The organism is Bacillus sp. SCT118, from assembly GCF_058566435.1.
In genome coordinates, this window is record NZ_CP191225.1 from 1,636,831 (window position 1) to 1,660,737 (window position 23,907).

The 23,907-nt window shown below is 41.2% G+C and carries 33 protein-coding genes and 1 tRNA gene; 27 read left to right on the plus strand and 7 right to left on the minus strand.

What is annotated here, in order from left to right; all coding sequences use genetic code 11:
• Positions 1 to 141: 141 nt before the first annotated feature.
• The 12 genes from ACQVGT_RS08405 (at position 142) to ACQVGT_RS08460 (ending at position 10,408) form a co-directional block, all read left to right on the plus strand.
• Positions 142 to 612, plus strand: coding sequence for a hypothetical protein (locus ACQVGT_RS08405; RefSeq protein ID WP_041517938.1), 471 nt, complete (start codon positions 142 to 144; stop codon positions 610 to 612).
• A complete protein-coding gene (locus tag ACQVGT_RS08410; protein WP_015384100.1) occupies positions 609 to 1,688 on the plus strand; it encodes a glycosyltransferase family 4 protein in 1,080 nt (359 codons plus the stop codon). The genes ACQVGT_RS08405 and ACQVGT_RS08410 overlap by 4 nt, the downstream gene beginning before the upstream one ends.
• Positions 1,689 to 1,771: 83 nt before the next feature.
• On the plus strand, positions 1,772 to 1,921 hold the full coding sequence (rpmG, locus tag ACQVGT_RS08415; RefSeq protein ID WP_003153056.1) for a 50S ribosomal protein L33: 150 nt from the start codon (positions 1,772 to 1,774) through the stop codon (positions 1,919 to 1,921).
• A gap of 84 nt (positions 1,922 to 2,005) precedes the next feature.
• A complete protein-coding gene (locus ACQVGT_RS08420) occupies positions 2,006 to 2,569 on the plus strand; it encodes a 5-formyltetrahydrofolate cyclo-ligase (RefSeq protein WP_015483437.1) in 564 nt (187 codons plus the stop codon).
• Between the two features lie 66 nt (positions 2,570 to 2,635).
• Complete coding sequence (yqgO, locus tag ACQVGT_RS08425) at positions 2,636 to 2,809, plus strand: protein YqgO (protein ID WP_003230126.1); 174 nt, start codon at positions 2,636 to 2,638, stop codon at positions 2,807 to 2,809.
• 89 nt (positions 2,810 to 2,898) lie between these two features.
• A complete protein-coding gene (gene yqgP, locus ACQVGT_RS08430; protein ID WP_015384098.1) occupies positions 2,899 to 4,422 on the plus strand; it encodes a rhomboid protease YqgP in 1,524 nt (507 codons plus the stop codon).
• A gap of 109 nt (positions 4,423 to 4,531) precedes the next feature.
• Positions 4,532 to 4,747, plus strand: a complete 216-nt coding sequence (locus ACQVGT_RS08435) for a YqgQ family protein (RefSeq protein ID WP_004399107.1) — start codon at positions 4,532 to 4,534, stop codon at positions 4,745 to 4,747.
• Between the two features lie 10 nt (positions 4,748 to 4,757).
• Positions 4,758 to 5,723 (plus strand): glucose kinase GlcK, encoded by a 966-nt coding sequence (gene glcK / locus ACQVGT_RS08440; protein WP_003230132.1) that lies wholly within the window; start codon positions 4,758 to 4,760, stop codon positions 5,721 to 5,723.
• Between the two features lie 115 nt (positions 5,724 to 5,838).
• A complete protein-coding gene (locus ACQVGT_RS08445; protein ID WP_015384097.1) occupies positions 5,839 to 7,755 on the plus strand; it encodes an LTA synthase family protein in 1,917 nt (638 codons plus the stop codon).
• An 82-nt stretch (positions 7,756 to 7,837) separates the two neighbouring features.
• Positions 7,838 to 8,968, plus strand: a complete 1,131-nt coding sequence (locus tag ACQVGT_RS08450) for a M14 family metallopeptidase (RefSeq protein WP_080030677.1) — start codon at positions 7,838 to 7,840, stop codon at positions 8,966 to 8,968.
• 67 nt (positions 8,969 to 9,035) lie between these two features.
• A complete protein-coding gene (locus ACQVGT_RS08455; protein ID WP_015483435.1) occupies positions 9,036 to 10,091 on the plus strand; it encodes a YqgU-like beta propeller domain-containing protein in 1,056 nt (351 codons plus the stop codon).
• A gap of 2 nt (positions 10,092 to 10,093) precedes the next feature.
• Positions 10,094 to 10,408, plus strand: coding sequence for an MTH1187 family thiamine-binding protein (locus tag ACQVGT_RS08460; protein WP_003230139.1), 315 nt, complete (start codon positions 10,094 to 10,096; stop codon positions 10,406 to 10,408).
• A gap of 31 nt (positions 10,409 to 10,439) precedes the next feature.
• On the opposite strand, the gene ACQVGT_RS08465 is transcribed toward ACQVGT_RS08460, so the two are convergent.
• Entirely contained in the window at positions 10,440 to 10,613 is a 174-nt protein-coding gene (locus ACQVGT_RS08465; protein WP_003230141.1) for a DUF2759 domain-containing protein, read from the minus strand.
• A 156-nt stretch (positions 10,614 to 10,769) separates the two neighbouring features.
• On the opposite strand from ACQVGT_RS08465, the gene ACQVGT_RS08470 reads away from it, so the two are divergent.
• Positions 10,770 to 11,405: an MBL fold metallo-hydrolase gene (locus ACQVGT_RS08470; protein WP_015483434.1), complete on the plus strand. Its 636-nt coding sequence runs from the start codon at positions 10,770 to 10,772 to the stop codon at positions 11,403 to 11,405.
• Between the two features lie 39 nt (positions 11,406 to 11,444).
• Here ACQVGT_RS08470 and ACQVGT_RS08475 read toward each other — a convergent pair whose 3' ends face one another.
• A complete protein-coding gene (locus ACQVGT_RS08475; RefSeq protein ID WP_003226300.1) occupies positions 11,445 to 11,690 on the minus strand; it encodes a DUF2626 domain-containing protein in 246 nt (81 codons plus the stop codon).
• 231 nt (positions 11,691 to 11,921) lie between these two features.
• Here ACQVGT_RS08475 and mgsR point away from each other — a divergent pair, with 231 nt between their 5' ends.
• Complete coding sequence (gene mgsR / locus ACQVGT_RS08480) at positions 11,922 to 12,302, plus strand: transcriptional regulator MgsR (RefSeq protein WP_003230147.1); 381 nt, start codon at positions 11,922 to 11,924, stop codon at positions 12,300 to 12,302.
• A gap of 66 nt (positions 12,303 to 12,368) precedes the next feature.
• Here mgsR and ACQVGT_RS08485 read toward each other — a convergent pair.
• Positions 12,369 to 12,439 (minus strand) — tRNA-Gln (locus ACQVGT_RS08485).
• 86 nt (positions 12,440 to 12,525) lie between these two features.
• Here ACQVGT_RS08485 and rsbRD point away from each other — a divergent pair.
• A complete protein-coding gene (rsbRD, locus tag ACQVGT_RS08490) occupies positions 12,526 to 13,362 on the plus strand; it encodes an RsbT co-antagonist protein RsbRD (protein WP_015384093.1) in 837 nt (278 codons plus the stop codon).
• A gap of 52 nt (positions 13,363 to 13,414) precedes the next feature.
• On the opposite strand, the gene ACQVGT_RS08495 is transcribed toward rsbRD, so the two are convergent.
• On the minus strand, positions 13,415 to 14,743 hold the full coding sequence (locus tag ACQVGT_RS08495) for a hemolysin family protein (protein WP_003230150.1): 1,329 nt from the start codon (positions 14,741 to 14,743) through the stop codon (positions 13,415 to 13,417).
• Positions 14,744 to 14,885: 142 nt separating this feature from the next.
• Between ACQVGT_RS08495 and corA the strand changes: the two genes are divergently transcribed.
• From corA to ACQVGT_RS08540, 9 genes are all read left to right on the plus strand, one after another.
• Positions 14,886 to 15,839 carry a magnesium transporter CorA gene (gene corA / locus ACQVGT_RS08500; RefSeq protein WP_015483432.1) on the plus strand — a complete coding sequence of 318 codons (954 nt, stop codon included), beginning with the start codon at positions 14,886 to 14,888 and terminating at the stop codon, positions 15,837 to 15,839.
• A gap of 409 nt (positions 15,840 to 16,248) precedes the next feature.
• Positions 16,249 to 17,319, plus strand: a complete 1,071-nt coding sequence (gene comGA, locus ACQVGT_RS08505) for a competence protein ComGA (RefSeq protein ID WP_015483431.1) — start codon at positions 16,249 to 16,251, stop codon at positions 17,317 to 17,319.
• Positions 17,306 to 18,343, plus strand: a complete 1,038-nt coding sequence (gene comGB, locus ACQVGT_RS08510; protein WP_015483430.1) for a comG operon protein ComGB — start codon at positions 17,306 to 17,308, stop codon at positions 18,341 to 18,343. Before comGA ends, comGB begins: the two co-directional genes overlap by 14 nt.
• 13 nt (positions 18,344 to 18,356) lie before the next feature.
• Positions 18,357 to 18,653 (plus strand): comG operon protein ComGC, encoded by a 297-nt coding sequence (gene comGC / locus ACQVGT_RS08515; RefSeq protein ID WP_014477332.1) that lies wholly within the window; start codon positions 18,357 to 18,359, stop codon positions 18,651 to 18,653.
• Positions 18,643 to 19,074, plus strand: coding sequence for a comG operon protein ComGD (gene comGD, locus ACQVGT_RS08520; protein ID WP_015384089.1), 432 nt, complete (start codon positions 18,643 to 18,645; stop codon positions 19,072 to 19,074). Before comGC ends, comGD begins: the two co-directional genes overlap by 11 nt.
• Positions 19,058 to 19,405: a ComG operon protein 5 gene (gene comGE, locus ACQVGT_RS08525; RefSeq protein ID WP_015384088.1), complete on the plus strand. Its 348-nt coding sequence runs from the start codon at positions 19,058 to 19,060 to the stop codon at positions 19,403 to 19,405. Before comGD ends, comGE begins: the two co-directional genes overlap by 17 nt.
• Positions 19,311 to 19,814, plus strand: a complete 504-nt coding sequence (gene comGF, locus ACQVGT_RS08530; protein ID WP_464097236.1) for a competence type IV pilus minor pilin ComGF — start codon at positions 19,311 to 19,313, stop codon at positions 19,812 to 19,814. The genes comGE and comGF overlap by 95 nt, the downstream gene beginning before the upstream one ends.
• Complete coding sequence (comGG, locus tag ACQVGT_RS08535; RefSeq protein ID WP_014480253.1) at positions 19,815 to 20,189, plus strand: competence type IV pilus minor pilin ComGG; 375 nt, start codon at positions 19,815 to 19,817, stop codon at positions 20,187 to 20,189.
• A gap of 71 nt (positions 20,190 to 20,260) precedes the next feature.
• Positions 20,261 to 20,440, plus strand: a complete 180-nt coding sequence (locus ACQVGT_RS08540) for a YqzE family protein (RefSeq protein WP_003230176.1) — start codon at positions 20,261 to 20,263, stop codon at positions 20,438 to 20,440.
• A gap of 41 nt (positions 20,441 to 20,481) precedes the next feature.
• Here ACQVGT_RS08540 and ACQVGT_RS08545 read toward each other — a convergent pair whose 3' ends face one another.
• A complete protein-coding gene (locus ACQVGT_RS08545) occupies positions 20,482 to 20,808 on the minus strand; it encodes a YqzG/YhdC family protein (RefSeq protein ID WP_015384086.1) in 327 nt (108 codons plus the stop codon).
• A 269-nt stretch (positions 20,809 to 21,077) separates the two neighbouring features.
• On the opposite strand from ACQVGT_RS08545, the gene tapA reads away from it, so the two are divergent.
• The 3 genes from tapA to tasA all read left to right on the plus strand — a co-directional run bounded on the left by tapA (position 21,078) and on the right by tasA (position 23,244).
• Positions 21,078 to 21,839, plus strand: a complete 762-nt coding sequence (gene tapA / locus ACQVGT_RS08550) for an amyloid fiber anchoring/assembly protein TapA (RefSeq protein WP_015384085.1) — start codon at positions 21,078 to 21,080, stop codon at positions 21,837 to 21,839.
• A complete protein-coding gene (sipW, locus tag ACQVGT_RS08555; RefSeq protein WP_080030740.1) occupies positions 21,823 to 22,395 on the plus strand; it encodes a signal peptidase I SipW in 573 nt (190 codons plus the stop codon). The genes tapA and sipW overlap by 17 nt, the downstream gene beginning before the upstream one ends.
• A gap of 63 nt (positions 22,396 to 22,458) precedes the next feature.
• Positions 22,459 to 23,244 (plus strand): biofilm matrix protein TasA, encoded by a 786-nt coding sequence (gene tasA / locus ACQVGT_RS08560; protein ID WP_003230183.1) that lies wholly within the window; start codon positions 22,459 to 22,461, stop codon positions 23,242 to 23,244.
• Positions 23,245 to 23,336: 92 nt separating this feature from the next.
• Here tasA and sinR read toward each other — a convergent pair whose 3' ends face one another.
• The gene (gene sinR, locus ACQVGT_RS08565; protein ID WP_003226345.1) at positions 23,337 to 23,672 is read right to left on the minus strand and encodes a transcriptional regulator SinR; all 336 of its coding nucleotides are present in this window, start codon (positions 23,670 to 23,672) and stop codon (positions 23,337 to 23,339) included.
• Positions 23,673 to 23,705: 33 nt separating this feature from the next.
• The gene (gene sinI / locus ACQVGT_RS08570; RefSeq protein ID WP_003230187.1) at positions 23,706 to 23,879 is read right to left on the minus strand and encodes an anti-repressor SinI; all 174 of its coding nucleotides are present in this window, start codon (positions 23,877 to 23,879) and stop codon (positions 23,706 to 23,708) included.
• Between the last annotated feature and the right edge of the window lie 28 nt (positions 23,880 to 23,907).

Sequence of the window (23,907 nt, forward strand, 5' to 3'; positions counted from 1 at the left end):
TATACCATAAAACCAATAGTTTCTAAAGGAATTCGCGAAAAAAACGAGATTTTGTCGAGAAATCTTTCTTTGCTTCTTCTTTATGTAATGGTTTAATAGGAACACGAAGTGAACGATTGGAAAGGAGAATGTTAGGAGTCCATGGATAAACACCCATTTCCCTATAATATACGACATAAGCTTTCCTTTTTTAGGGACACATTCGACATGATCATTCAAAACGCTCACACCTTGACCGTAAGCTGGGAAATCTCAGAAGAAACAATGCGGCTGGCTGAAGCGGTCCTTTTCGAAAAAACGCAGGATATGATAAAAGAATTGCGCATTGTCATCAAAAGAAAAGACATTGAAGCTGTCAGGACAAAACGCACAACGTATGATAAAGGCGAATGGACGATTAGACAGGCGGCTGGTGATGCTGTATATCGGGCTGAATACAGAATTGTGAATTCAATGAATGTCTCTCTCAAGCTTGCCGGTACAGACGACATCTATCTTGATGAAAATGGGATTCGTCATATAAGCAGCTTTCAGATTGAGGAAGCGCACACCAGATGGGAGGAGCAATTTTCTGCATACACCTGTTATGGGAGAGGGGAGAGAGAACGGTGAACATTCTCATGCTTTCACCCGAACATCCCGATGAGCCGAAAAGTGGGCTCGGTGTGCATTTAAACCGCCTCATTTCCTATTTAAACCCTCAAATCAACATTACGGTTTGTACTCCGAGCGGGCAGCTGTTTTCGTATGCGAAGTTTGAAGATTACATAGCTGATGCTAACTTTACAATGGTTCGCCATGTGTTATCACGCAATGAACGCTTTGATCTGATTCATGCCCATGATGACACAACAGCCCCTGCCGCCCAGTATTTGAAACAACGGCTTGGTCTTCCGCTTGCTGCGACAATCCACGGCCTTGAAAGCGAAAGGAAGAAGGTGTGCCGAGAAGCCCCACACCCATACAGGCTCAAGACCGAACGGCTCCTTATTGAATCCGCTGATGCATTGATCGTATTAAGCACATTTATGAAGCGGTCTCTTGATAAGGCGGCACATAAAAAATTAACCGTTATCCCGAGTCCTGTATCGATGGAGGAAGAGAAGGGGAAAATCCCAAGAAGCATGAATAGAAGATTTCTCTTTTCATATGGAAGGTTTGTTCCGGAAAAAGGATTTTCGCAGCTGTTAAAGGTGTTTGCCATCTTGAAGCAGCGTCAGCCTGACCTCTATCTTGTGCTGGCTGGGGAGGGGCCGTCGCTGTCCTGCTATGAGAAATTGGCTGCGGCATATAACCTGAAGGATCGCGTCATGTTCCTGCCGTTTCTCAATAGGAAAGACATCAGAACGTTACTGTCTCAATGTGAAATGGCTGTTTTCCCTAGTTCTTATGAACCGTTTGGGCTTGCCGCGCAAGAAAGCATGGAACAAGGTGTGCTGACTGTCGTTTCTCAGTCGGGTGGTTTTTGTGATTATGCCGTTCATGACAAAACGGCAATCATCGCTGATTTTACGCTCGTACAGGAAGCGGCTGATCTGCTGGACAGTTTTTTTAAAGACCGGGAAAAAGCCCGCCGGATAAAAGAAGCTGGCAGACAACAAGTGTTCAAGCTCCACCACCCCCGACTCATTATGTCATCATATTTGCAGCTTTATGAGCGTATCTTCAATAATTCAGCAATTCATTGAAAAACAGCCTAGCATTCCGTCCATTATAGTGGTATTATATATAAGTCTGAATAAGTAAATGATTTTAGTTTGGAGGGAAAATAATGCGCGTTAATATTACTTTGGCTTGCACTGAATGTGGTGAGCGTAACTATATTTCTAAAAAGAACAAACGCAACAATCCAGACCGCGTTGAATTTAAAAAATATTGCCCACGTGATAAAAAATCTACGTTACACCGTGAAACAAAATAACAGCCTTGCTGTTTGAGGTGTAAGAAAAAAGCCAGAGCTTTGAAAAAGGTTCTGGCTTTTTTTCTATTCCGAGGGGGATGAGAGATGAAATCACAATTAAGAAAAAAGACGCTGGAGGCACTGTCTGCTTTATCAAATGAAGATCTGCTTCAAAAAACGGAACGTATGTATAAGTACTTGTTTTCTCTGCCGGAGTGGCAAAATGCCGGCACCATTGCCGTCACTATTTCCAGAGGATTAGAGATACCGACGCGTCCTGTCATTGAGCAGGCTTGGGAAGAAGGGAAACAAGTTTGCATCCCAAAATGCCATCCGGACACGAAGAAAATGCAATTTCGCACATATCAGACCGATGATCAGCTCGAAACCGTTTACGCCGGACTGCTCGAGCCGGTAATTGAAAAAACAAAAGAAGTAAACCCATCACAAATTGACTTGATGATCGTTCCAGGTGTTTGTTTTGATGTTAACGGGTTTAGGGTCGGCTTTGGAGGCGGCTATTATGATCGCTATTTAAGTGAATATGAAGGGAAGACAGTCTCTTTGCTTTTGGAGTGCCAGTTGTTTGCGCACGTACCCAGTCTGCCGCATGACATCCCGGTACATAAGCTGATAACAGAGGATCGGATTATTTCTTGTTTTTCATAACTTTCATGTCCCTTATTCGAGAATAAATAAGGTAGAATAACAAACCCTATTGGCAGGAGGGATATAATGAAAAAACTTTTGATATATGCCATTTTCGCGGTTTCTGCCGTCATGTTTTATCAAAATCGCTACCGTCTTATGAATACTGTACTCAGCCAGCCAGGAATCAGGCGGTCTTTTATCCATTTGTTTTTAAGAATTCCATTTATCCGCAATAAGTTTATACAGCAAGCTTTCTAAAATCCCGTGAAAAACGGGATTTTTTGCTTTCAGTAGGCGTTTCGGAGCGCCAGCTGTTATAATGAAAAAAAACTATTGGAGCGGTAAACATGTTTTTGCTGGAGTATACATATTGGAAAATTGCGGCGCACCTGGTGAATAGCGGGTATGGCGTCATACAAGCCGGTGAGTCAGATGAAATATGGCTGGAAGCTCCGGACAAGTCCTCTCATGATCTAGTTCGTCTATATAAGCACGATCTTGATTTCCGTCAAGAAATGGTTAGAGACATCGAAGAGCAGGCCGAACGAGTAGAACGAGTCAGACATCAATTGGGCAGACGAAGGATGAAGCTGCTGAATGTGTTTTTTTCAACGGAAGCCCCTGTTGATGACTGGGAAGAGATTGCAAAAAAAACTTTTGAGAAGGGAACTGTGTCAGTTGAGCCGGCAATCGTTAGAGGAACGATGCTTCGAGATGATCTTCAAGCGGTTTTTCCATCATTTCGTACAGAAGATTGTACAGAGGAACACATTTCGTTTGAAGACTCGCAAATGGCGCGAGAACGCTTCCTTTCGCTAGTGCTGAAACAAGAAGAACAGAGAAAAACTGAAGCGGCGGTTTTTCAAAACGGAAAACCGATTTTTACATATTTATTTATTGCGCTTCAGATCCTGATGTTTTTCTTGCTCGAAATAAACGGAGGCAGCACTAATACGGAGACGCTGGTCGCTTTTGGAGCAAAAGAAAACAGCCTGATTGCACAAGGAGAATGGTGGCGGCTTCTGACACCCATTGTGCTTCACATCGGCATAGCGCATTTAGCTTTTAATACGCTGGCTTTATGGTCGGTTGGTACAGCGGTTGAGCGGATGTATGGATCGGGCAGGTTTTTGCTGATTTATCTGGCTGCTGGCATTACGGGTTCGATTGCGAGTTTTGTGTTCAGCCCGTATCCTTCGGCAGGCGCATCAGGAGCCATATTCGGATGCTTAGGCGCATTACTGTATGTTGCTTTGTCTAATCGAAAAATGTTTTTAAGAACCATAGGGACCAATATTATTGTCATTATTATCATCAATCTGGGCTTTGGTTTTGCGGTTTCGAATATTGATAATTCAGGACATATCGGCGGCTTGATTGGCGGCTTTTTCGCTGCAGCAGCATTGGGGTTGCCCAAAGCCAGAGCCTTTGGAAAAAGATTGTTGTCAGCGGTTTTGCTGATTGCTTTGGCTGCCGGATTTTTATATTACGGATTGCATTCGCCTTCACACCAGGAGTCAGCGCTGATTCAGCAGGCAAGCGAGCTGTATCAGGAAGGAAAGTATGAAGAAGTAACAGAATTGCTGAACGGAGAAGCAGAACAAAAAGATGCCTCTGCCGATCTTTTGAAAATTCTTGCTGTATCTGATATTAAAATCGGCGAATATGATCAGGCGGTTTCCCTTTTGGAACTAGCAGTGAAAAAAGAACCTAAAGACCATGCCTCATATTACAATTTAGCCTTATTGTATGTGGAAAAAAATGAGCTTGCACAAGCAGAAAAGGCTATCAGGCTGGCTTTAAAATTGGAGCCGAAGGAGCAGCGCTACAAGGAGCTTCAGCAACAAATTGAAAACAATAAAGAATCATAAAGGTGGAATATGGAAAGGAGGCTGGCTTTTTTGTCAGCGTTTTCTTCTTGACTGACCGCTTCCTTATGAATACGCTTATGATAGTTAAGTTCAAGAAATGGTGAGGAAAATGAATACATTTTATGATGTGCAGCAGCTGTTAAAAACGTTTGGCCACATTGTTTATTTTGGAGACAGAGAGCTTGAAATTGAGTTTATGCTGGATGAATTAAAGGAATTATACATGAACCACATGATTGAAAAGGAGCAGTGGGCCAGAGCGGCAGCTGTCCTTCGAAAAGAATTGGAACAAACAAAAAACGGAAGAGATTTTTATAAAGGCTAAGGTGATAAAAATGGACGAGATATGGTTTGCGGGCATTGACCTGGGAGGAACGACGATTAAACTCGCTTTTATTAATCAATATGGCGAAATTCAGCATAAGTGGGAAGTTCCGACTGATAAAACCGGCGACACGATTACTGTCACAATTGCAAAAACAATCGACAGCAAGCTGGATGAGCTGCAAAAACCGAAGCACATCATCAAATACATCGGAATGGGTGCACCAGGCCCTGTAGATATGGCGGCAGGAGTTGTTTATGAAACAGTAAATCTAGGGTGGAAAAATTATGCTTTAAAAAACCATCTGGAGACAGAAACCGGCATCCCAGCTGTTATAGAAAATGACGCGAATATTGCTGCGCTCGGGGAAATGTGGAAGGGAGCGGGTGATGGCGCAAAAGACGTCATTCTCGTGACGCTTGGCACAGGAGTTGGCGGCGGCATCATTGCAAATGGTGAAATTGTACATGGCATAAATGGCGCCGGCGGAGAAATCGGCCATATTTGCAGCATCCCTGAAGGCGGAGCGCCCTGCAACTGCGGCAAAACGGGCTGTATCGAAACAATTGCTTCAGCAACCGGAATTGTAAGAATTGCAAAAGAAAAAATAGCAAATGCTAAAAAGACGACACGTTTAAAAGCAACCGAACAATTGTCAGCGCGGGATGTGTTTGAAGCGGCGGGTGAAAATGATGAAATTGCCCTTGAGGTGGTTGATTATGTAGCCAAGCACCTTGGTTTGGTGCTCGGAAATTTGGCAAGCTCGCTTAATCCATCCAAAATCGTTCTTGGCGGCGGCGTATCGAGAGCCGGAGAACTGCTGAGATCAAAAGTTGAGAAAACATTCCGCAAATGCGCGTTTCCGCGGGCGGCCCAAGCTGCTGATATTTCAATCGCAGCACTTGGAAATGATGCCGGCGTTATCGGAGGCGCTTGGATCGCTAAAAATGAATGGCTGAAACATCAAAATTGTTAAAATTGTGTAAATGAAATTGATTTTTTGTTGTGCTCAGGTTAAGATTTAATTTGATGTGTTAATGAGAATGTTGGGAATAGACTGATTTTTTGAGCGTGCTGCATAGGAGGTTGAAATGCGAAAAACGTTTTTTTCGAAGATTTCATTTATGCTGATTGCCATTTTATTGATGTGGCTGAAAACGTATGCTGTTTACAAAACCAGTTTTCATATTAAAATCGACAATCTAACACAGGAATTTATTCTGTTTATCAACCCATTGAGTTTTTTGTTGCTTATTTTTGGCCTCAGCCTGTTTTTAAAAGGCAAAAACAGAAATCGCTACATTATCGCGATGAGCTGTCTTGTCACGTTTGTATTGCTGGCAAATATGGTTTTTTACCGTTTTTACAATGATTTCTTAACAATCCCTGTTCTTTTTCAAACGAGCAATATGGGTGATCTCGGAAGCAGCATCGGAACACTTCTTGAGCCGACAGACCTCCTATTAGCTGTAGATATTGCGGTTTTAATATGGCTTCACATCCGGCAAAAAGCTTTTCAATCGGACATTCCCTCAACGAAAAATGAACGGGCGGCTTATTTTTTGTTCGTTGCTTCTGTTTATTTCTTCAACCTGGGCTTGTCTGAGGCGGAAAGACCTCAGCTATTGACACGCTCATTTGACAGAGAAATGCTTGTTAAAAACATTAGCCTGTTTAATTTTCATATTTATGATGGCGTTCTTCAGTCAAAGCAATCTGCACAGAGAGCGTTGGCAGACAGCAACAGCCTGACGGAAATTGAAAACTACGTAACCGCTAATGCGAAGGATGCCAACAAACGCTTATTCGGCGCTGCAAAAGGAAGGAACGTCATTCTCGTATCCTTAGAGTCGACGCAAAGCTTCGTGATTAATGAAAAATTGAATGGAGAAGAAATCACGCCTTTTCTGAATGACTTTATAAAACAGAGCTACAACTTTAATAATGTTTACCACCAAACAGGCCAGGGGAAAACCTCGGATTCTGAATTTATCGTGGACAATTCACTGTATCCGCTTGGACGAGGTGCCGTGTTTTTTACGAATGCGGGCAATCAATATATGGCCGCTCCTGAAATTTTGAAAAACAGCGGATACTATTCAGCGGTGCTCCACGCTAATAATAAGAGCTTTTGGAATCGTGATTTAATGTACGACTCATTTGGAAATGATTCGTTTTTTGATATTAACTCGTATGATGTAACTGACGAAAATTCAGTCGGCTGGGGACTGAAGGATAAAGAGTTTTTTGAGCAGTCTTCAGAGCTGATGAAAAATCTGCCTCAGCCGTTTTACTCGAGGCTGATTACACTGACGAACCACTTCCCGTTTGATCTTGATGAAGAGGATCAATTGATTGATGAATATGATTCAAGCAGCCAGACGCTAAATAAATATTTTCCGACAGTGCGTTATCAGGATGAGGCGCTAAAACGGTTTATCGAAAAGCTGAAGGAAGACGGATTATACGACAACTCTGTTATTGTATTATATGGTGACCATTATGGTATATCAGAAAACCATAATGAAGCGATGGGGCAGTTTTTAGGAAAAGAAATAACCCCATTTGAAGAGGTACAGCTCCAAAAAGTGCCGCTGGTCATTCATATTCCGGGTATTACTGATAAAAAGCCGCAAACCATTGAAACAGTAGGCGGGCAGATTGATATCAGGCCGACGCTGATGAATCTTTTAGGGATTGATACGAAAGATCAAATTCAATTCGGCAACGATCTGCTTTCAGACGAAAAACTGGACTTTACGGTGCTCCGGGACGGGAGTTTTATCACAGATCAGGTTGTTTATACAGACGGTGCGTGTTATGACAAAGAGACGGGAAAACCGTTAGAAGAGACAAAACAATGTGAAGCATTTGCTGATAAAGCAAAACAGGAGCTATCACTTTCTGATGAAATCATTTATGGGGATTTGTTGCGATTTTATGACCAGAAAAGGCTGGACAATTCGTCAAAACGGAAAGAAAAACAAATGCTTGATCAGGCATCGTAATCACAATGTCTCCCGCGTCAAAGTGAGCGGGAGGCTTTCTTTTTTTAAATACGCTGTCATATAGTAACAAAAAAGGGGGATGATGATGGCGTTTATTACGGTGAAACCTGCGATCAAGAACAATTTGGCCAGAGTGGCGAAAGAACTGAAGATAGACGAGGAATTGCTTAAAAGTGCAAATCGCTCCGAACAAAAACATCAATTGTATTGCCCTGGTTATGTGATAGAGGAGCATAGCGGCAAAGAGCTTCAAACCATTCAGGACATAAAGCGCTTTTTACAGCCTCGGCAGCTGGAACTTTCTGATAGCTGGATTGAGCAAGAGAAAATCTATGATGATTCAGCTGTTGAAAAGGAAATAAAGAAGATTATTGATGTTTTTCCGTTTGTCTCATGCCGGGAAATTGGCCGTTCTGTACTCGGCAGGCCTATCTGGGAGCTGAAGGCTGGTGGGGAGCATGCCGTAAAAAAGGTCCATATGAACGCGTCATTTCATGCGAATGAGTGGATTACAACGTCTGTCCTGCTAAAATGGTTTAAGGAATACTGTATGTCATTATGCTGCAATTCGCCTTTCTTTGGCTTTTCTCCCATAAAGCTGTTTAACAGCACATCCTTATCCCTCGTTCCTTTTGTCAATCCGGATGGCGTTGATCTTGTTTTAAACGGATCAGAAGTCATGGGAGCCAGAAGAGATGAGCTCGAAAGGCTAAATGAACATCGTCCGAATTTTAATGAATGGAAGGCGAATATAAACGGGGTTGATTTAAATAAACAATTTCCATCATTATGGGAAATTGAAAAATACCGAAAACCGACAGCACCCAGCTACCGCGATTTTCCGGGAATCTCTCCACTTACGGAGCCGGAATCTATTGCGATGTACCGGCTGATCACGGAGAATCCGCCTGACAGACTGCTGGCTCTTCATACTCAAGGAGAAGAAATTTATTGGGGCTATAAAGGCCTTGAGCCTGAGGAATCTGCTGCCGTCATAAAGGATTTTGAGGAGTTAAGCGGGAACATTTATAAGGGAGTAAGGGATATAGACAGCTATGCTGGATTTCGTGATTGGTTTATTCACCATTATTTTAAGGAAGGGTATACGGTGGAACTTGGAAAAGGCCAAAATCCTTTGCCGTTTCAGCAGTTTTCACACATATATAACGCCACAAACGGCATCTTGTGGAGGGCGTTATTTTTTCATGAGTAACTGAAACTTTTTCTTTTTTCTGCCGAAGCAAATATGAGAGAATAAAGATGATCGGAGGGGAATGCTGATGAGATCAGTTTGTTTTATTCTGCTGACGGTATTGCTGTTTAGTCTATCGGCATGCGAACCATCTCATCAGCAGCAAAAACAGGCATCGGCGGCAAAAGATGAGAAAAAAGACATCATACCGCTTTCCGCGGAAAAAGCGGATGGGGCGGAAGGCTGGCTGAATAACAGCACAATATTATATACTGCGTCTAATCCGACGAAAACAGAGCTTTTTGCGTACCGCATCTTTACAGGCAAAGCGAAAAAGCTCTATCAAACGGATGGTCAAATCGTTGATGTTCAAATCAATGCGAGGGAGCAGATGATTCTGCTGCAAATCACACATAGCCAAAAGACGGCAGTGGTTTTGCTTAATGCAGAAGGGGAGACGCTTTACGAAAAAGATTACGAAACGTATGAGCTTGAGGCTGCTTGGAATCAGTATGATCCTTATCAAATGATGGTTACGGAATTCAATGAGAACTGGGATTTCCATACATATCAGGTGAATGCTAAAAAAGACGAATCTTTCTTAAGTCCAGTACAGGTTCCGTTCATTCATTGGACATCCAAAAATACATTTGATTATGTAAAAGAGGGAAGAGACGATAAAGCAGGGCCTTTATATACGTTCGATACAGCTTCTAAGACGGAACAGAAGCTTGAGGATGACGTTCTATTCTTCGATTCTTTCCATCAAATGAGTTTTACTGTCAAATCAGCTTCCGGAGGAAAAGGGACGTATCAGTTTAAAACGCCGCAATCAACATCACCTGTTACAGCGAAATGGCCGCTCCAAGCGAAATATACAAGTTTGGCTCCAATGGAGTATGACTATGATGAAGCAGAAGGCCTGTTTTATACATTCAAACAAAGCGGCGATGCATATAAGCTCGCAGCAGTTAATGTAGCATCGGGAGAGACAAAAGATCTTGTGTCTCTGCGGGAAATGGAGCCGATTCAAATATCTCCGAACGGGAAATATGCGTTATACGGCTTTCATTTTGAGCAAATTATTTTATTGAAATCACATGAAACGAAGCAACTTATCATTGATCAAAAGGAGATGGAATAACGATGGCTATCGCAGATGTAACCATTATCCCAATCGGTACGGAAACACCCAGTGTCAGTGCTTACGTAGCCGATGTGCAAAAGATATTAGAAGGATATCAAGCAGAAGGGAAAATCAAATATCAGCTGACACCGATGAATACGCTGATCGAGGGAGAACTCAGTGACCTTTTTGCAGTCATTCAGGCAATTCACGAAGCGCCATTTCAAAAAGGATTGCACAGAGTGGCAACGAATATCCGTATCGATGACAGGCGTGACAAAAAAACGACGCTTGAGAGCAAAATAGAAAGTGTCAATAAACATTTACAGCCATAAAAATAAACCTGTATCCGATCGGATACAGGTTTTAATGTGCGGTTGGATACCCGCTGTTTATTACGGTCATCACGGTAAACCATCCAAAGACAAATAAGGTGGCACCGGCTAATAAAAACCCGAGTATATTTTTATTTCTAACAGAACGCAAGACTCCCCATAAAGCGAAAAGAGCGACAAGGCCGAAAATCACGACAAGTAACATAACACAGCCCCCTTTACATTGAAAAACCTGCAATTCTTTCCAGTTTTATTCTACCTGTTTTTTATAGGTTTGTCGATAGCGTTTTCAATGCGATTGTTTGAATCTTTTTTAAAAAAACCTCATAATAAGAGCATAAAAAAGAAAGAGGTGATAATAGTGAAATGGAGACGAATGCCAGTAGGGCCGATTCAAGCGAACGCATATTTTCTTATCAGTGATGATCAATGCCTGATTTTTGATCCGGGCGGCGAGGGACATAAAGTCAATCAATACATAAAAGAAAAAGGGCTGACGCCTTTAGCCATTTTACTTACACATGCCCATTTTGACCATATTGGGGCGCTTGATGAAGTGAGAGAAAAATGGGATATCCCTGTTTACCTGCATCAAAATGAAAAAAATTGGCTTACGGATGCTTCTTTAAACGGCTCCGGCATGCTGCGAGGGATAGAAGTCACAGCTAAGCCTGCAGATCATCTAATTGAAGGTGACGGTGAGTTGAATATCGGGCCGTTTCATTTGGAAACATTATTTACGCCGGGACATTCACCAGGCAGTGTGTCTTACTACATGAAAGATGCAGACTTGGTCATCTCCGGTGATGTTTTGTTCCAAGGCGGTATAGGACGTACGGATTTAATAGGCGGCGATCAAGAGACGCTGCTGACGTCCATTCATGAAAAACTGCTTACGCTTCCGGAACACACGCTGGTGTTAAGCGGCCATGGACCTGAAACAGACGTACTGACTGAGCAGGACCAAAATCCGTTTTTAAATGGTTTTTCATTGTAAAAAAAGAGACAAACCGATAAGGTTTGTCTCTTTCTGCATTTAATGGCCTCCGCCGCCGGGCACCATAATAAAAATTGAGTAATATGTAAAGCCGGCGAAGAAAATTGTTAAATAAGCGCCAAAAATATAAATATACATGCGTTCGGTTAAGTTCAAATACGATAGAAACACAAATAAGATCGTCTGTCCAAAAAATAAAAGGGAAGCATCTTTCATATCACCTAAATAAAACATGACTGCAAAAATTCCCGTCCAAAATCCTAACACCCGGAACATGCGATTCATTTTTATCCCCTCCCGAGAGTCCCTCTGACTGTTATTATAATAGATCACACCTAGAAATGTAAACATTTTCATTATTAATATACAAATGGAATTTGTCCCTTTGATTGTGTTTTCTATTGTATGAATGTTTTTTAAAAAATAATCCGAAAAAAGTTCTGTAAATGGTTTAAATGAAAAATGATCCGGGTAGTTATTCTACAAAGAGATGGTTAACTGAGGAGGAAAAAACGAATGGAACAACAATTAACTTTTTACTCATATCCAAGCTGCACGTCATGCCGAAAAACAAAACATTGGCTTAAAGCACATCAAATTGAATTTAACGAACGGCACTTATTCAGAGAAACCCCGACAAGAGAAGAATTAAAGTACATTTTATCGTTAACGACAGAAGGAATTGATGAAATTTTGGCGACAAGAAGCCAGACTTTCAAAAATTTAAATTTAAACATTGAAGAAATGACGGTAAATGAGGTGCTGGAACTTTTAATCGAGAAGCCGAAGCTTTTGCGACGCCCGATTCTAGTAGACAACAAAAAGCTGGTGATTGGTTATAACCCGGGAGAACTGTTGAAGTTATCGAAGAAGAAAACGGTTCATCAATCTGCATGATGAAAAACCGAAGATCCGCTGATTTATACGAATCAGCTTATCTTCGGTTTTTCACCTGTTCAGAAACTGGGCTAGCTGGATTCGAACCAACGATCACGGAGTCAAAGTCCATTGCCTTACCGCTTGGCTATAGCCCATTGAATGTAAACATAGTATGTGTAAAGGCAGACGCGTTATACATATATAGCGTACATTTTTCAAAAACAGGAGGTAACTCATTAAGATGATAGCTCTTGATCAGCACTTAACAGAGCACAAAGAAGATATCACGCAACAATGGCTGGAAGTTTGTACGTCAAAAGGCAGCTGGCTGTATTCAGCGAAAGATCAGCAAAAACTAGAACAAAAGTTAAAAGACCAGCATGAATTATTGGTGACCATCGTAGCAAAATCCCTTAGAAAAGAAGACGTAGAGGATGAGCTCAACCGGTGGTCTCTTCAATGCGCCAGAGACCGTGCCGTTCATGAAGTGACGGTAACAGAAAGTGTCGGCCAGTTTAACACCTTCAGGCATATCATGTTTGAATGGATTCAGAAATTCAGCGAAGCTTCTTCTCAAGACATCAGCATTCAGGATTTTTATGAGTGGAGCCGGATCTTGAATCAAAACATTGATGAGATCATCGAAGTGTTTACGGAAGAATATCACCAGGTGACCATGATACAATTAAACGCGCAAAAAGAAATGATTAATGAATTGAGTGCGCCGATTATGCCGATTACTGATGGAATTGGGATTCTTCCGCTTGTCGGTGAGATTGATACGTACAGAGCGAGGACGATTTTGGAGTCTGTGCTGGAGCAGTGCTCAGCGTTAAAGCTCTCGTATTTATTTTTAGATATTTCGGGCGTTCCTATCGTTGATACCATGGTAGCCTATCAAATTTTTAAAGTGATTGACAGCACCAAATTGCTCGGCATTGAGACGATTATTTCAGGAATCAGGCCGGAAATTGCCCAAACTGTCGTGAAGCTGGGTCTAGATTTTTCGAATGTGAAAACCGAGCAAAGTCTTGCTAAAGCCCTGGCCAATAAAGGGTTTAAAATAAAAGAGTGTTGATGCCTTTGCCATGTTGATCTTGAAAGATAGCAGCTGAACAGCCTTTCACGGGCTATTCAGCTTTTTTAACTTCTATAAATAAAATGTGATGGCTGTTGATGTCTTTTACCTTAAAAGAGTAGCCATCATATTCTATGGTACTTTCAGGCTCAGCGTCTATGTTTTGTGTCAAAAACCAGCCGCCCAAGGTGTCTACTTCTGCGTCTGATAAATCGGTTCCAAGCAGGCTGTTAACATCGCTGATTAATAATTTTGCATTTAACAAGTAGTGATCCTTTCCAAGTTCGCGGATATGAGGCACTTCATCCGCATCAAATTCATCACGGATTTCTCCTACAATTTCCTCGATAATATCTTCGACAGTGACCAAACCGGACGTCCCGCCATATTCATCTATGAGGATCGCCATATGAGTGCGTTCCTTTTGCATTTTCAGCAATAGTTTATAAATAGGAATCGTCTCAATGACATGGATAACGGGCTGTACGAAAGGTTCAATTTGATGCTTCTTGATTGAAAAATCTTTCGTCAGCATGGAAAACAGCACTTCTTTCATATTAATCACGCCAATGACGTTATCTTTATCCTCTCTTACAACCGGGTACCGGGTATATTTTGTTTGCTTGACTGTTTCCTGAAGATTTGAAATGGAGTCTTCATCTAGTGACAAACTAACCATTTCATTTCGCGGCACCATAATTTCCTTTGCCATTCGTTTATCAAAGGTGAAGATATTATTCATGTACTTTAATTCACTTTTTCTGATCTCGCCGCTTTTATAGCTTTCAGCCAATAGGACCCGAAGTTCTTCCTCTGTATAAGCCAGCTCGTGCTCTGATGCCGGCTTCAGCCCAAACACTCCTGTAATCAATCGGGCAGAGTGGTTCAACAGCCAAATGAATGGAAACATGATCTTATAAAACCAAATAAGCGGTTTAGCGAACAACAAGGTAATGCTTTCTGCTTTTTGAATGGCGAAACTCTTTGGCGCCAGTTCCCCAATAACGACATTTAAATACGTAACCGCTAAAAATGCGATGACGAGTGAAAGCAGGTGGGTAAGCGATTCATTTAAGCCTGCTTTATGAAAAAGCGGTCGAAGCAGAGTTTGCACAGTCGGTTCCCCAAGCCATCCCAGTCCTAAAGCTGCGACTGTGATGCCTAACTGACAGGCTGATAAATATTCATCAAGGTGAGTGATGACATGCTTTGCCGCTTTAGCACCTTTCTTTCCTTTTGCGACAAGCTGATCAATTTTGGACCGCCGCACTTTTACGATTGAAAATTCTACGGCAACAAAAAATCCTGTTAACAAAATGAGAATAGCGACTGCTAGTAAATTGACAAATTCCAAAACAACTGCCTTCTCCAAGGAAGGCATGCACCTCCCTTTTCCGATGTCTTTCTACATTCCATACCACCTGAAAATGCTCATAAAACATGTGTTGAAGCGGCAGACTGGTTTAGTGACGCGGTTATTGGGCAATTAAAGAATAAAGAACAAAAGTTTGGAGGATCTTGACATGAAGGCACATACAGGAAAGGATTGGTTTTGGTACCAAATGGGGCCTCAAGAAAGAAGTAAGGCAAGGGATCTAATCCATTTTTCTCACTGGCCTCAGTGTGAAAAGTGGTTTGAAAATAACCATCACGTTAATTTTTTGAGAGTAGATACAACTGAGACGGAAAATGAAGCGGTATTTGGGTCGATTGTTTATGATCAGGGGCTTGGTGAAGAAAAAGACCATACTGTTTTTCACTTTTATATCACCAGACAATATTTTTTTACAATCAACTTTGACTTTTCGATTTTGAGAGAGATTAAAGGAAAAGAAGTTGTCCGGCAAATGGAAAGAGCGGACAATGCGATAGAGGGGTTTTTAATTCTTCTCGGCGAGCTAATGAATGCGTATTTAATCGGTGTTGATGAATTTGAAGTAAAGCTGAGAAAGCTTAGATGGCAGATTAAAGACGACAATAGCAAAAGCATTTTAAACCGCGTCCATCTCCTGCGCCATGAACTGATGATTTGGAAAAACTTGATATTAAGCGCTAAAAAAATTGAAATGGCGTTGAAAGAAACCTTTTTACCTCAAAATGAAGAGAAAAAGGATTATCAGCGGACACAACTGAAAATTGACAGGGGATTTACATACATCAGCGAATTTGAAGGAGAGCTTAACAATCTGCTGCATTCAGAGGAAGTCATTACCTCACATAGGGGGAATGAAATTGTAAAAGCACTGACCATTTTCACGACGCTTTTTACGCCGATTACAGCTCTGGGTGCCTTATGGGGGATGAACTTTTCAGTGATGCCGGAACTGAATTGGAAATACGGATATCTCTTTTCTCTCTTATTGATTGTCACATCTACAGTTCTGATCTACCTCTATTTGAGGAAAAAAGGCTGGACGGGAGATATGCTGCAGGAACGGAAGAAGAAAAAGAAACCTCGGAAAAGGCGGACTCTATAGGATGTTTCATATTTTGTGCAGCGTGCCCCGCTTTTTCACCAGACATATCAGGGTGACCGGATACGATGTCAAGGCGCTTATGGCAGAGCATTAAATCCACAGTTTATCGATTCTTGAAAATGACCAAATGACCGGTATTGTTGCATTAGGCGACCTTTCCGTTGAAAAAGATACTGGTCAAAAAGCGAAAACAGCATAATGAAAATGGAATCAAGCAGGCATGGTGACCATGTCTGCTTTTTTATTATTGGGAAAATTGTAATGAAAGGGGCACATTCAGTTGAAAGTTTTTTTCTTGCCAGAAAGAATTGGTTTTTCAGCATATAACATCTCACAAAATCACGTTTTCCCTGTTTGATTACCGTTTCTTCTTTTTCTACAATATGCGTTGAAAGGAGAGGGAATCAAATTGGATTCAATAGAAAAGGTAAGCAAAAACTTGATTGAAGAGGCATATCTAACAAAGGCTTCTGATATTCACATCGTGCCGAGGGAGCGGGACGCTATCATTCATTTTCGTGTCGATCATGCCTTGCTGAAAAAAAGGGACATGAAAAAAGAAGAGTGCGTAAGGCTGATTTCACATTTTAAATTTCTTTCAGCAATGGATATAGGTGAAAGGCGAAAGCCGCAAAACGGTTCGCTTACGTTAAAGCTGAAAGAGGGAAATGTTCATTTAAGAATGTCAACGCTGCCCACAATTAATGAAGAAAGCCTCGTGATCAGAGTGATGCCCCAATACAATATCCCTTCGATTGATAAATTGTCGCTATTTCCGAAGACAGGAGCCACATTACTCTCATTTTTAAAACATTCCCATGGCATGCTCATTTTTACCGGGCCGACTGGTTCAGGGAAGACTACCACATTATACTCTCTCGTTCAATATGCAAAAAAACACTTTAATCGAAATATTGTCACATTAGAGGACCCTGTTGAAACAAGGGACGAAGATGTTCTTCAGGTTCAGGTGAATGAAAAAGCCGGTGTAACTTATTCCGCAGGTCTGAAAGCAATTTTGCGCCATGATCCCGATATGATTATTTTAGGTGAGATCAGAGACGCGGAAACAGCTGAAATTGCGGTGCGGGCAGCGATGACGGGACATCTGGTACTGACGAGCCTTCATACGAGAGACGCAAAGGGCGCAATTTACAGACTGCTTGAATTCGGTATCAATATGAATGAAATCGAACAGACTGTCATTGCAATAGCGGCTCAGCGCTTAGTTGATTTGGCTTGCCCGTTTTGTGAAAACGGATGTTCATCAGTGTATTGCCGCCAGTCACGAAATACCAGGAGAGCTAGCGTTTATGAGCTTCTTTACGGGAAAAATCTTCAGCAATGTATCCAGGAGGCAAAAGGAAATCATGCAAATTACCAATATCAAACGCTTCGTCAAATTATCAGAAAAGGAATTGCGCTCGGCTATATAACGACAAACAACTATGACCGGTGGGTTTATCATGAAAAAGATTAGAAAAGTCTGGTCGTTAAAGGATCAAGCCAGGTTATTAAAGCGGCTTGGTGAAATGACTGCGGGCGGATATACGCTTCTGGATGGATTACGCCTGATGGAACTTCAGATGAATAAGAGGCAGGCTGCTGACTTGACTGATACGGTCACTTGTTTGAGGGAAGGGGCTCCGTTTTATCAAGTACTAAAGAGTTTGTCATTTCATAAGGAAGCCGTAGGTATTTGTTATTTTGCTGAAACACATGGTGAACTGCCCGCTTCCATGATCCAGAGCGGAGAGCTGCTGGAACGAAAAATTGCACAGTCAGACCAGCTGAAAAGAGTGCTGCGCTATCCGCTTTTCCTCATTTTTACGGTCGCTGTCATGTTTTATATGTTACAGTCCATCATCATTCCTCAGTTTTCCGGTATCTATCAATCGATGAATATGGAAACCTCACGTTCAACCGATATGCTTTTTGCTTTTTTTCAGCATATTGATCTTGTGCTCATTTTGTTGGCTCTTTTTACAGCAGGTATCGGGATTTATTATTGGCTTGTGTTTAAGAAAAAATCACCTGCCCGGCAAATGCTGATTTGTGTCAGGATTCCTTTGATTGGAAAGCTTGTCAAGCTGTTTAACAGCTACTTTTTTTCTTTGCAGCTAAGCAGCCTTTTAAAATCGGGCCTCTCAATTTATGACAGCCTTAATGCATTTAAACATCAAACGTTTCTCCCTTTCTACCGCTGCGAGGCTGAACAATTGATTGAACGGCTAAAAGCCGGTGAGTCAATTGAAGCCGCTATTTGTGGAAGCCCTTTTTATGAAGTTGATTTTTCAAAAGTCATATCTCACGGCCAGCTGAGCGGCCGATTGGATCGAGAGCTTTTCACATACAGTCAGTTCATATTGCAGCGGCTGGAACACAAAGCGCAAAAATGGACAGGCATCCTTCAGCCGATGATTTATGGATTTGTTGCAGCGATGATCTTACTTGTGTATTTATCTATGCTTGTGCCTATGTATCAGATGATGAATCAAATGTGAAAGGAAGAGGCTGATGAATGAGAAAGGATTTACACTTGTTGAAATGTTAATTGTGCTCTTTATTATTTCGATCTTGCTTTTAATTACGATACCGAACGTCACGAAACATAATCAAACCATTCAAAAAAAGGGCTGTGAAGGCCTACAAAACATGGTTAAGGCACAAATGACCGCATTTGAGCTTGATCATGAAGGACAAACTCCGAGCCTTGCCGATTTACAGTCAGAGGGCTATGTGAAAAAGGATGCTGTCTGTCCAAATGGGAAGCACATTATCATCACCGGCGGAGAAGTTAAGGTTGAACATTAAATTAAACGAGGAGGAGGGGTTTACCCTTTTAGAAAGTTTGCTTGTGTTAAGCCTTGCCTCTATCCTCCTGGTGGCCGTCTTCACTACACTTCCTCCTGCTTATGACAATACAGCTGTCCGACAGGCAGCAAGGCAGCTGAAAAATGATATTATGCTCACACAGCAGACTGCTATTTCCCGTCAACAAAGAACAAAAATTCTCTTTCATAAAAAAGAATATCAATTAGTCATTGGTGATACGGTCATTGAACGTCCGTATGCAACGGGACTATCTATAGAACTGCTGACATTAAAAGACCGTTTGGAATTTAATGAGAAAGGGCACCCGAATGCAGGCGGAAAAATACGAGTAAATGGCCATGCCGTTTATGACATAACAGTTTATCTAGGGAGCGGGAGAGTCAATGTGGAGAGAAAATAAAGGTTTTTCTACAATAGAAACAATGTCAGCGCTAAGCCTGTGGCTGTTTGTGCTGCTGACAGTCGTCCCCTTGTGGGACAAGCTGATGTCTGATGAAAAAATGGCGGAATCACGAGAAATTGGCTATCAGATGATGAATGAGAGCATTAGCAAATATGTCATGAGTGGTGAAGGAGCCGCGTCAAAAACGATTACAAAGAACAATCATATCTATGCAATGAAGTGGAAGGAGGAGGGTGAATATCAAAACGTATGTATCAAAGCCACAGCTTATAAAGAAAAATCATATTGCCTCAGCATCCTGCAGACAGAATGGCTACACGCTTCTTAACGTATTATTTTCGCTCTCAGTCTTTTTGCTCATATCAGGATCGTTAGCTGCGATTTTCCATCTGTTTTTGTCTCGACAGCAGGAACATGACGGTTTCACACAGCAAGAATGGATGATTTCGATAGAACAGATGATGAATGAATGCAAGGAGTCACAGGCAGTTAAGACAGCCGAGGATGGGAGCGTGTTAATCTGCACCAATCTTTCCGGACAAGACATCCGTTTTGACATTTATCACTCAATGATAAGAAAAAGAGTGGATGGCAAAGGGCATGTTCCGATTTTAGATCATATTACTGCCATGAAAGCTGATATTGAAAATGGTGTTGTTTTGCTGAAAATTGAGAGTGAGGACCAAAAAGTGTATCAAACTGCTTTTCCAGTCTATTCGTATTTAGGAGGGGGGTGAATGTACCGTACAAGAGGGTTTATTTATCCAGCTGTTCTTTTTGTGTCAGCGCTTGTGCTGTTAATCGTGAACTTTGCTGCTGCTCAATATATTTCACGCTGCATGTTTGAGAAGGAAACAAAAGAGTTATACATAGGAGAGAACTTGCTTCAAAATGGGGTGCTTCTTTCGATTCGGCATGTTCTAGAGGAACGGAAAGGCCAGGAGGGTACGCAGCAATTTCCATATGGACGGGTTTCTTATTACATTCATGATACATCGATAAAAGAACAAAAAGAAATCAACTTAAGAGTGTCAACGGAGTCGGGAACAGAAAGAACTGCACAGATCGTGTTTGATCAAAAACAGAAAAAACTGCTGAGATGGACAGAATAAAACAGTGTAAAGGGTATAAAAAAAGTCATGTGAGACAACACTTCATAATAATTGAATGATGAGGTGATCACGTGAAAACGAATGATTATGTTAAATATATGACGCAGCAATTTGTCAAATATATAGATACTCCGAGAGATGAGCGAAAAGAACGAAAAGAGGTGCGGAAAGAAACAAAAACGCCTGTTTCCCAGCAGTGGTTCGGTATTTTACCCTATGGCTTCCGACTTTGGCTGAAACGGAAAAAATAACCGCAAATAAACGAATAAGGTCCTTCAAAAAATGGAGGACCTTATTGATATTCTTCTAATATGGCAATTTTATTGACCTTTTGGCTATAAGGATCAAATGAAATCGTCACAAAAACGCCGAATTCTTTTGACCCTTCCCTCAGAGTTAAATGGTATTGCTTCACTGCTTCATCTTTTCTTTTACGGTCCCATACTTTTTGTTTGAACAGTACCTGTGCGAGCGGGTACCTTTTTTTTGCTTCTTTTACAGCAATCTCTTCCCATTTGGACATGTGGCGGGCGGTTACAAGCGGTATTTCTTCTGCGTGAGCGGCTGTGGTGCCAAAGACGAGAAGAGGTAGACAAATCACACATTGTTTGATCATCATGCTGTCACCCTTTCTTTATTTATTATTACCAAATAATAATTGGATATGCATTTAAATTCTCACATAACAATCCCAAAAATTTCAAAAAATGAAAAGATGAGCAATACTGAGCAAGACTTTGTAATATGACGAAAACATTCTTTTAAACGAACAAAATGAGCGATTTCGGTGTTTTAAAATCTATAAATCGTTGATTATACTCTACTTGTGCGGTTCTTTAAAGAGAACGACTGTCATATCAAGTTACAGTGTTTTACAGGAGGTAAGATATGTTTCGATTGTTTCACAATCAGCAAAAGACGAAGACGAAACTGAAAGTTCTGCTTATCTTTCAGCTTTCAGTCATTTTCAGTCTGACTGCCGCAATATGCTTACAATTTTCCGATGATACAAGCGCTGCTTTTCATGATATTGAAACATTTGATTTCTCACTTCAAACGTGTAAAGACTTTCAGCATACAGATAAAAACTGCCATTATGATAAACGCTGGGATCAAAGTGATTTGCACATATCAGATCAAACAGATACGAAAGGCACTGTATGCTCACCTTTCGCCTTATTTGCTGTGCTCGAAAATACAGGTGAGAAACTTAAGAAATCAAAGTGGAAGTGGGAGCTTCATAAGCTTAAAAATGCCCGCAAACCGTTAGAGGATGGGAACGTGATCGAAAAAGGATTTGTCTCCAATCAAATTGGCGATTCACTTTATAAAATTGAGACGAAGAAAAAAAAGAAACCCGGCATTTATGCATTTAAAGTATATAAACCGGCAGGCTACCCGGCAAACGGCAGTACATTTGAGTGGTCGGAGCCTATGACGCTTGCAAAATGCGATGAAAAACCGACAGTCCCTAAAAAAGAAACAAAGTCGGACGTCAAAAAGGAGAATGAAACAACACAAAAGGATATACAGGAAAAAACAATGAAAGAAGAAACATCTCAAGAAGCTGTAACCAAAGAAAATGAAACTCAATCAGACCAGAAGGAAAGCGGGGAAGAGGATGAAAAAAGCAATGAAGCTGATCAGTAATATTTTATACGTGATCATCTTTACTCTTATTATTGTGCTGACACTTGTCGTGATTTCAACACGTTCATCCGGGGGAGAGCCGGCGGTGTTTGGGTATACGCTGAAATCAGTTCTGTCAGGTTCGATGGAGCCGGAGTTCAATACAGGTTCCTTAATATTGGTAAAAGAAATCGCTGATGTGAAAGAGCTCCAAAAAGGAGACGTTATTACATTTATGCAGGATGCAAATACGGCAGTCACCCACAGAATAGTTGACATAACAAAGCAAGAAGACCATTTGTTATTTAAAACAAAAGGTGATAATAATGCAGCAGCTGATTCAGCCCCTGTATCGGACGAAAATGTTCGCGCGCAATACACAGGTTTTCAGCTTCCATATGCAGGCTATATGCTTCATTTTGCCAGCCAGCCGATTGGAACGGCTGTATTATTGATTGTTCCCGGCGTGATGCTGTTAGTGTACGCTTTTGTGACGATCAGCAGCGCCATTAGAGAAATTGAAAGAAAGACAAAAGCCTTGGAAACAGATACAAAGGACAGCACCATGTCTACTTAACTTCAGTTGTAAACCTGGCAACAGGTTTCGATATAAAATCATTCAATAAAAGGGGAGTTTACCATGGGTATGAAAAAGAAATTGAGTTTAGGAGTTGCTTCTGCAGCACTAGGATTAGCTTTAGTTGGAGGAGGAACATGGGCAGCATTTAACGACATTAAATCAAAGGATGCTACTTTTGCATCAGGTACGCTTGATTTATCTGCTAAAGAGAATTCAGCGAGTGTGAACCTATCAAATCTAAAGCCGGGAGATAAGTTGACAAAGGATTTCCAATTTGAAAATAACGGATCACTTGCGATCAAAGAAGTTTTAATGGCGCTTAATTATGGAGATTTTAAAGCAAACGGCGGCAGCAATACATCTCCAGAAGATTTCCTCAGCCAGTTTGAAGTGACATTGTTGACAGTTGGAAAAGAGGGCGGCAATGGTTACCCGAAAAACATTATTTTAGATGATGCCAACCTTAAAGACTTGTATTTGATGTCTGCTAAAAATGATGCAGCGGCTACTGAAAAAATCAAAAAACAAATTGACCCTAAATTCTTAAATGCAAGCGGTAAAGTCAATGTAGCAACAATTGACGGTAAAACCGCTCCTGAATATGATGGTGTTCCAAAAACACCAACTGACTTCGATCAGGTTCAAATGGAAATCCAATTCAAAGATGATAAAACAAAAGATGAAAATGGGCTTATGGTTCAAAATAAATATCAAGGCAACTCCATTAAGCTTCAATTCTCGTTCGAAGCTACACAGTGGAACGGCTTGACAATCAAAAAGGACCATACTGATAAAGACGGTTATGTGAAAGAAAATGAAAAAGCGCACAGCGAGGATAAAAATTAATAACAGCCATAAAAAGAGACGGCCCAGTATTCATATACTGGGCCGTCTCGATGTTTATTGACAAAAGAGGAGTTAGTGCCTCTGCTCAGGCACTACTCCTCTTTTTGAGATTTTCTCCATTTTTGATAATCTAAAAATTCACGAAATTGTTTTTTCGATACCCCGGATGTCATCGCATCGCGAACCAATTTCTCCCATTCACTATCTAATTGACCATCGTATTCGGTTTCATGTTTCTCATCGAGCAAAGTATGAACCGAGACGTCCAGAACAGCGGAGACTTTTTCGAGAAATTGAATGGAGGGGTTCGTTTGTAGATTTCGTTCTATTGAGCTTAAATAAGACTTCGCTACCCCAGCTTTTTCAGCTAGTTCTGATAGTGAGTAGCCTTTTTCTTTACGGTATTGTTTAATACGCTGGCCAATCAATGTCATCACCTTCCTTGTGATATTATAGCACATTCAGAAAGGATTTACGGTATGACTTCTGGCTGCCGGACCAGGATGAGCAGACTTTTTGTTTAAAAGTAAATATTTTCGTATTTCTTCCGGGCTGATATTTGCCTCTTTGGCTTCCACCATTAATTCAACCCATTCTTGATCCAATTCAAAGTGCTCTTGTTTTGCATTCTTCATGCAGTTTCTCCTCCTAAAATACTTGTTT

Bases quoted from the DNA above. Each gene is read 5' to 3' on its own strand.
- ACQVGT_RS08450 (WP_080030677.1), top strand. From the start codon at position 7,838: ATGATGGCGTTTATTACGGTGAAACCTGCGATCAAGAACAATTTGGCC.
- ACQVGT_RS08405 (WP_041517938.1), top strand. From the start codon at position 142: ATGGATAAACACCCATTTCCCTATAATATACGACATAAGCTTTCCTTT.
- ACQVGT_RS08445 (WP_015384097.1), top strand. From the start codon at position 5,839: ATGCGAAAAACGTTTTTTTCGAAGATTTCATTTATGCTGATTGCCATT.
- ACQVGT_RS08455 (WP_015483435.1), top strand. From the start codon at position 9,036: ATGAGATCAGTTTGTTTTATTCTGCTGACGGTATTGCTGTTTAGTCTA.
- comGE (WP_015384088.1), top strand. From the start codon at position 19,058: ATGTGGAGAGAAAATAAAGGTTTTTCTACAATAGAAACAATGTCAGCG.
- ACQVGT_RS08460 (WP_003230139.1), top strand. From the start codon at position 10,094: ATGGCTATCGCAGATGTAACCATTATCCCAATCGGTACGGAAACACCC.
- sipW (WP_080030740.1), top strand. From the start codon at position 21,823: ATGAAGCTGATCAGTAATATTTTATACGTGATCATCTTTACTCTTATT.
- tapA (WP_015384085.1), top strand. From the start codon at position 21,078: ATGTTTCGATTGTTTCACAATCAGCAAAAGACGAAGACGAAACTGAAA.
- ACQVGT_RS08420 (WP_015483437.1), top strand. From the start codon at position 2,006: ATGAAATCACAATTAAGAAAAAAGACGCTGGAGGCACTGTCTGCTTTA.
- ACQVGT_RS08435 (WP_004399107.1), top strand. From the start codon at position 4,532: ATGAATACATTTTATGATGTGCAGCAGCTGTTAAAAACGTTTGGCCAC.
- yqgP (WP_015384098.1), top strand. From the start codon at position 2,899: ATGTTTTTGCTGGAGTATACATATTGGAAAATTGCGGCGCACCTGGTG.
- corA (WP_015483432.1), top strand. From the start codon at position 14,886: ATGAAGGCACATACAGGAAAGGATTGGTTTTGGTACCAAATGGGGCCT.
- ACQVGT_RS08495 (WP_003230150.1), bottom strand. From the start codon at position 14,743: ATGCCTTCCTTGGAGAAGGCAGTTGTTTTGGAATTTGTCAATTTACTA.
- tasA (WP_003230183.1), top strand. From the start codon at position 22,459: ATGGGTATGAAAAAGAAATTGAGTTTAGGAGTTGCTTCTGCAGCACTA.
- yqgO (WP_003230126.1), top strand. From the start codon at position 2,636: ATGAAAAAACTTTTGATATATGCCATTTTCGCGGTTTCTGCCGTCATG.
- ACQVGT_RS08465 (WP_003230141.1), bottom strand. From the start codon at position 10,613: ATGTTACTTGTCGTGATTTTCGGCCTTGTCGCTCTTTTCGCTTTATGG.
- comGC (WP_014477332.1), top strand. From the start codon at position 18,357: ATGAATGAGAAAGGATTTACACTTGTTGAAATGTTAATTGTGCTCTTT.
- ACQVGT_RS08545 (WP_015384086.1), bottom strand. From the start codon at position 20,808: ATGATGATCAAACAATGTGTGATTTGTCTACCTCTTCTCGTCTTTGGC.
- rpmG (WP_003153056.1), top strand. From the start codon at position 1,772: ATGCGCGTTAATATTACTTTGGCTTGCACTGAATGTGGTGAGCGTAAC.
- comGB (WP_015483430.1), top strand. From the start codon at position 17,306: ATGAAAAAGATTAGAAAAGTCTGGTCGTTAAAGGATCAAGCCAGGTTA.
- sinI (WP_003230187.1), bottom strand. From the start codon at position 23,879: ATGAAGAATGCAAAACAAGAGCACTTTGAATTGGATCAAGAATGGGTT.
- mgsR (WP_003230147.1), top strand. From the start codon at position 11,922: ATGGAACAACAATTAACTTTTTACTCATATCCAAGCTGCACGTCATGC.
- comGG (WP_014480253.1), top strand. From the start codon at position 19,815: ATGTACCGTACAAGAGGGTTTATTTATCCAGCTGTTCTTTTTGTGTCA.
- ACQVGT_RS08475 (WP_003226300.1), bottom strand. From the start codon at position 11,690: ATGAATCGCATGTTCCGGGTGTTAGGATTTTGGACGGGAATTTTTGCA.
- rsbRD (WP_015384093.1), top strand. From the start codon at position 12,526: ATGATAGCTCTTGATCAGCACTTAACAGAGCACAAAGAAGATATCACG.
- glcK (WP_003230132.1), top strand. From the start codon at position 4,758: ATGGACGAGATATGGTTTGCGGGCATTGACCTGGGAGGAACGACGATT.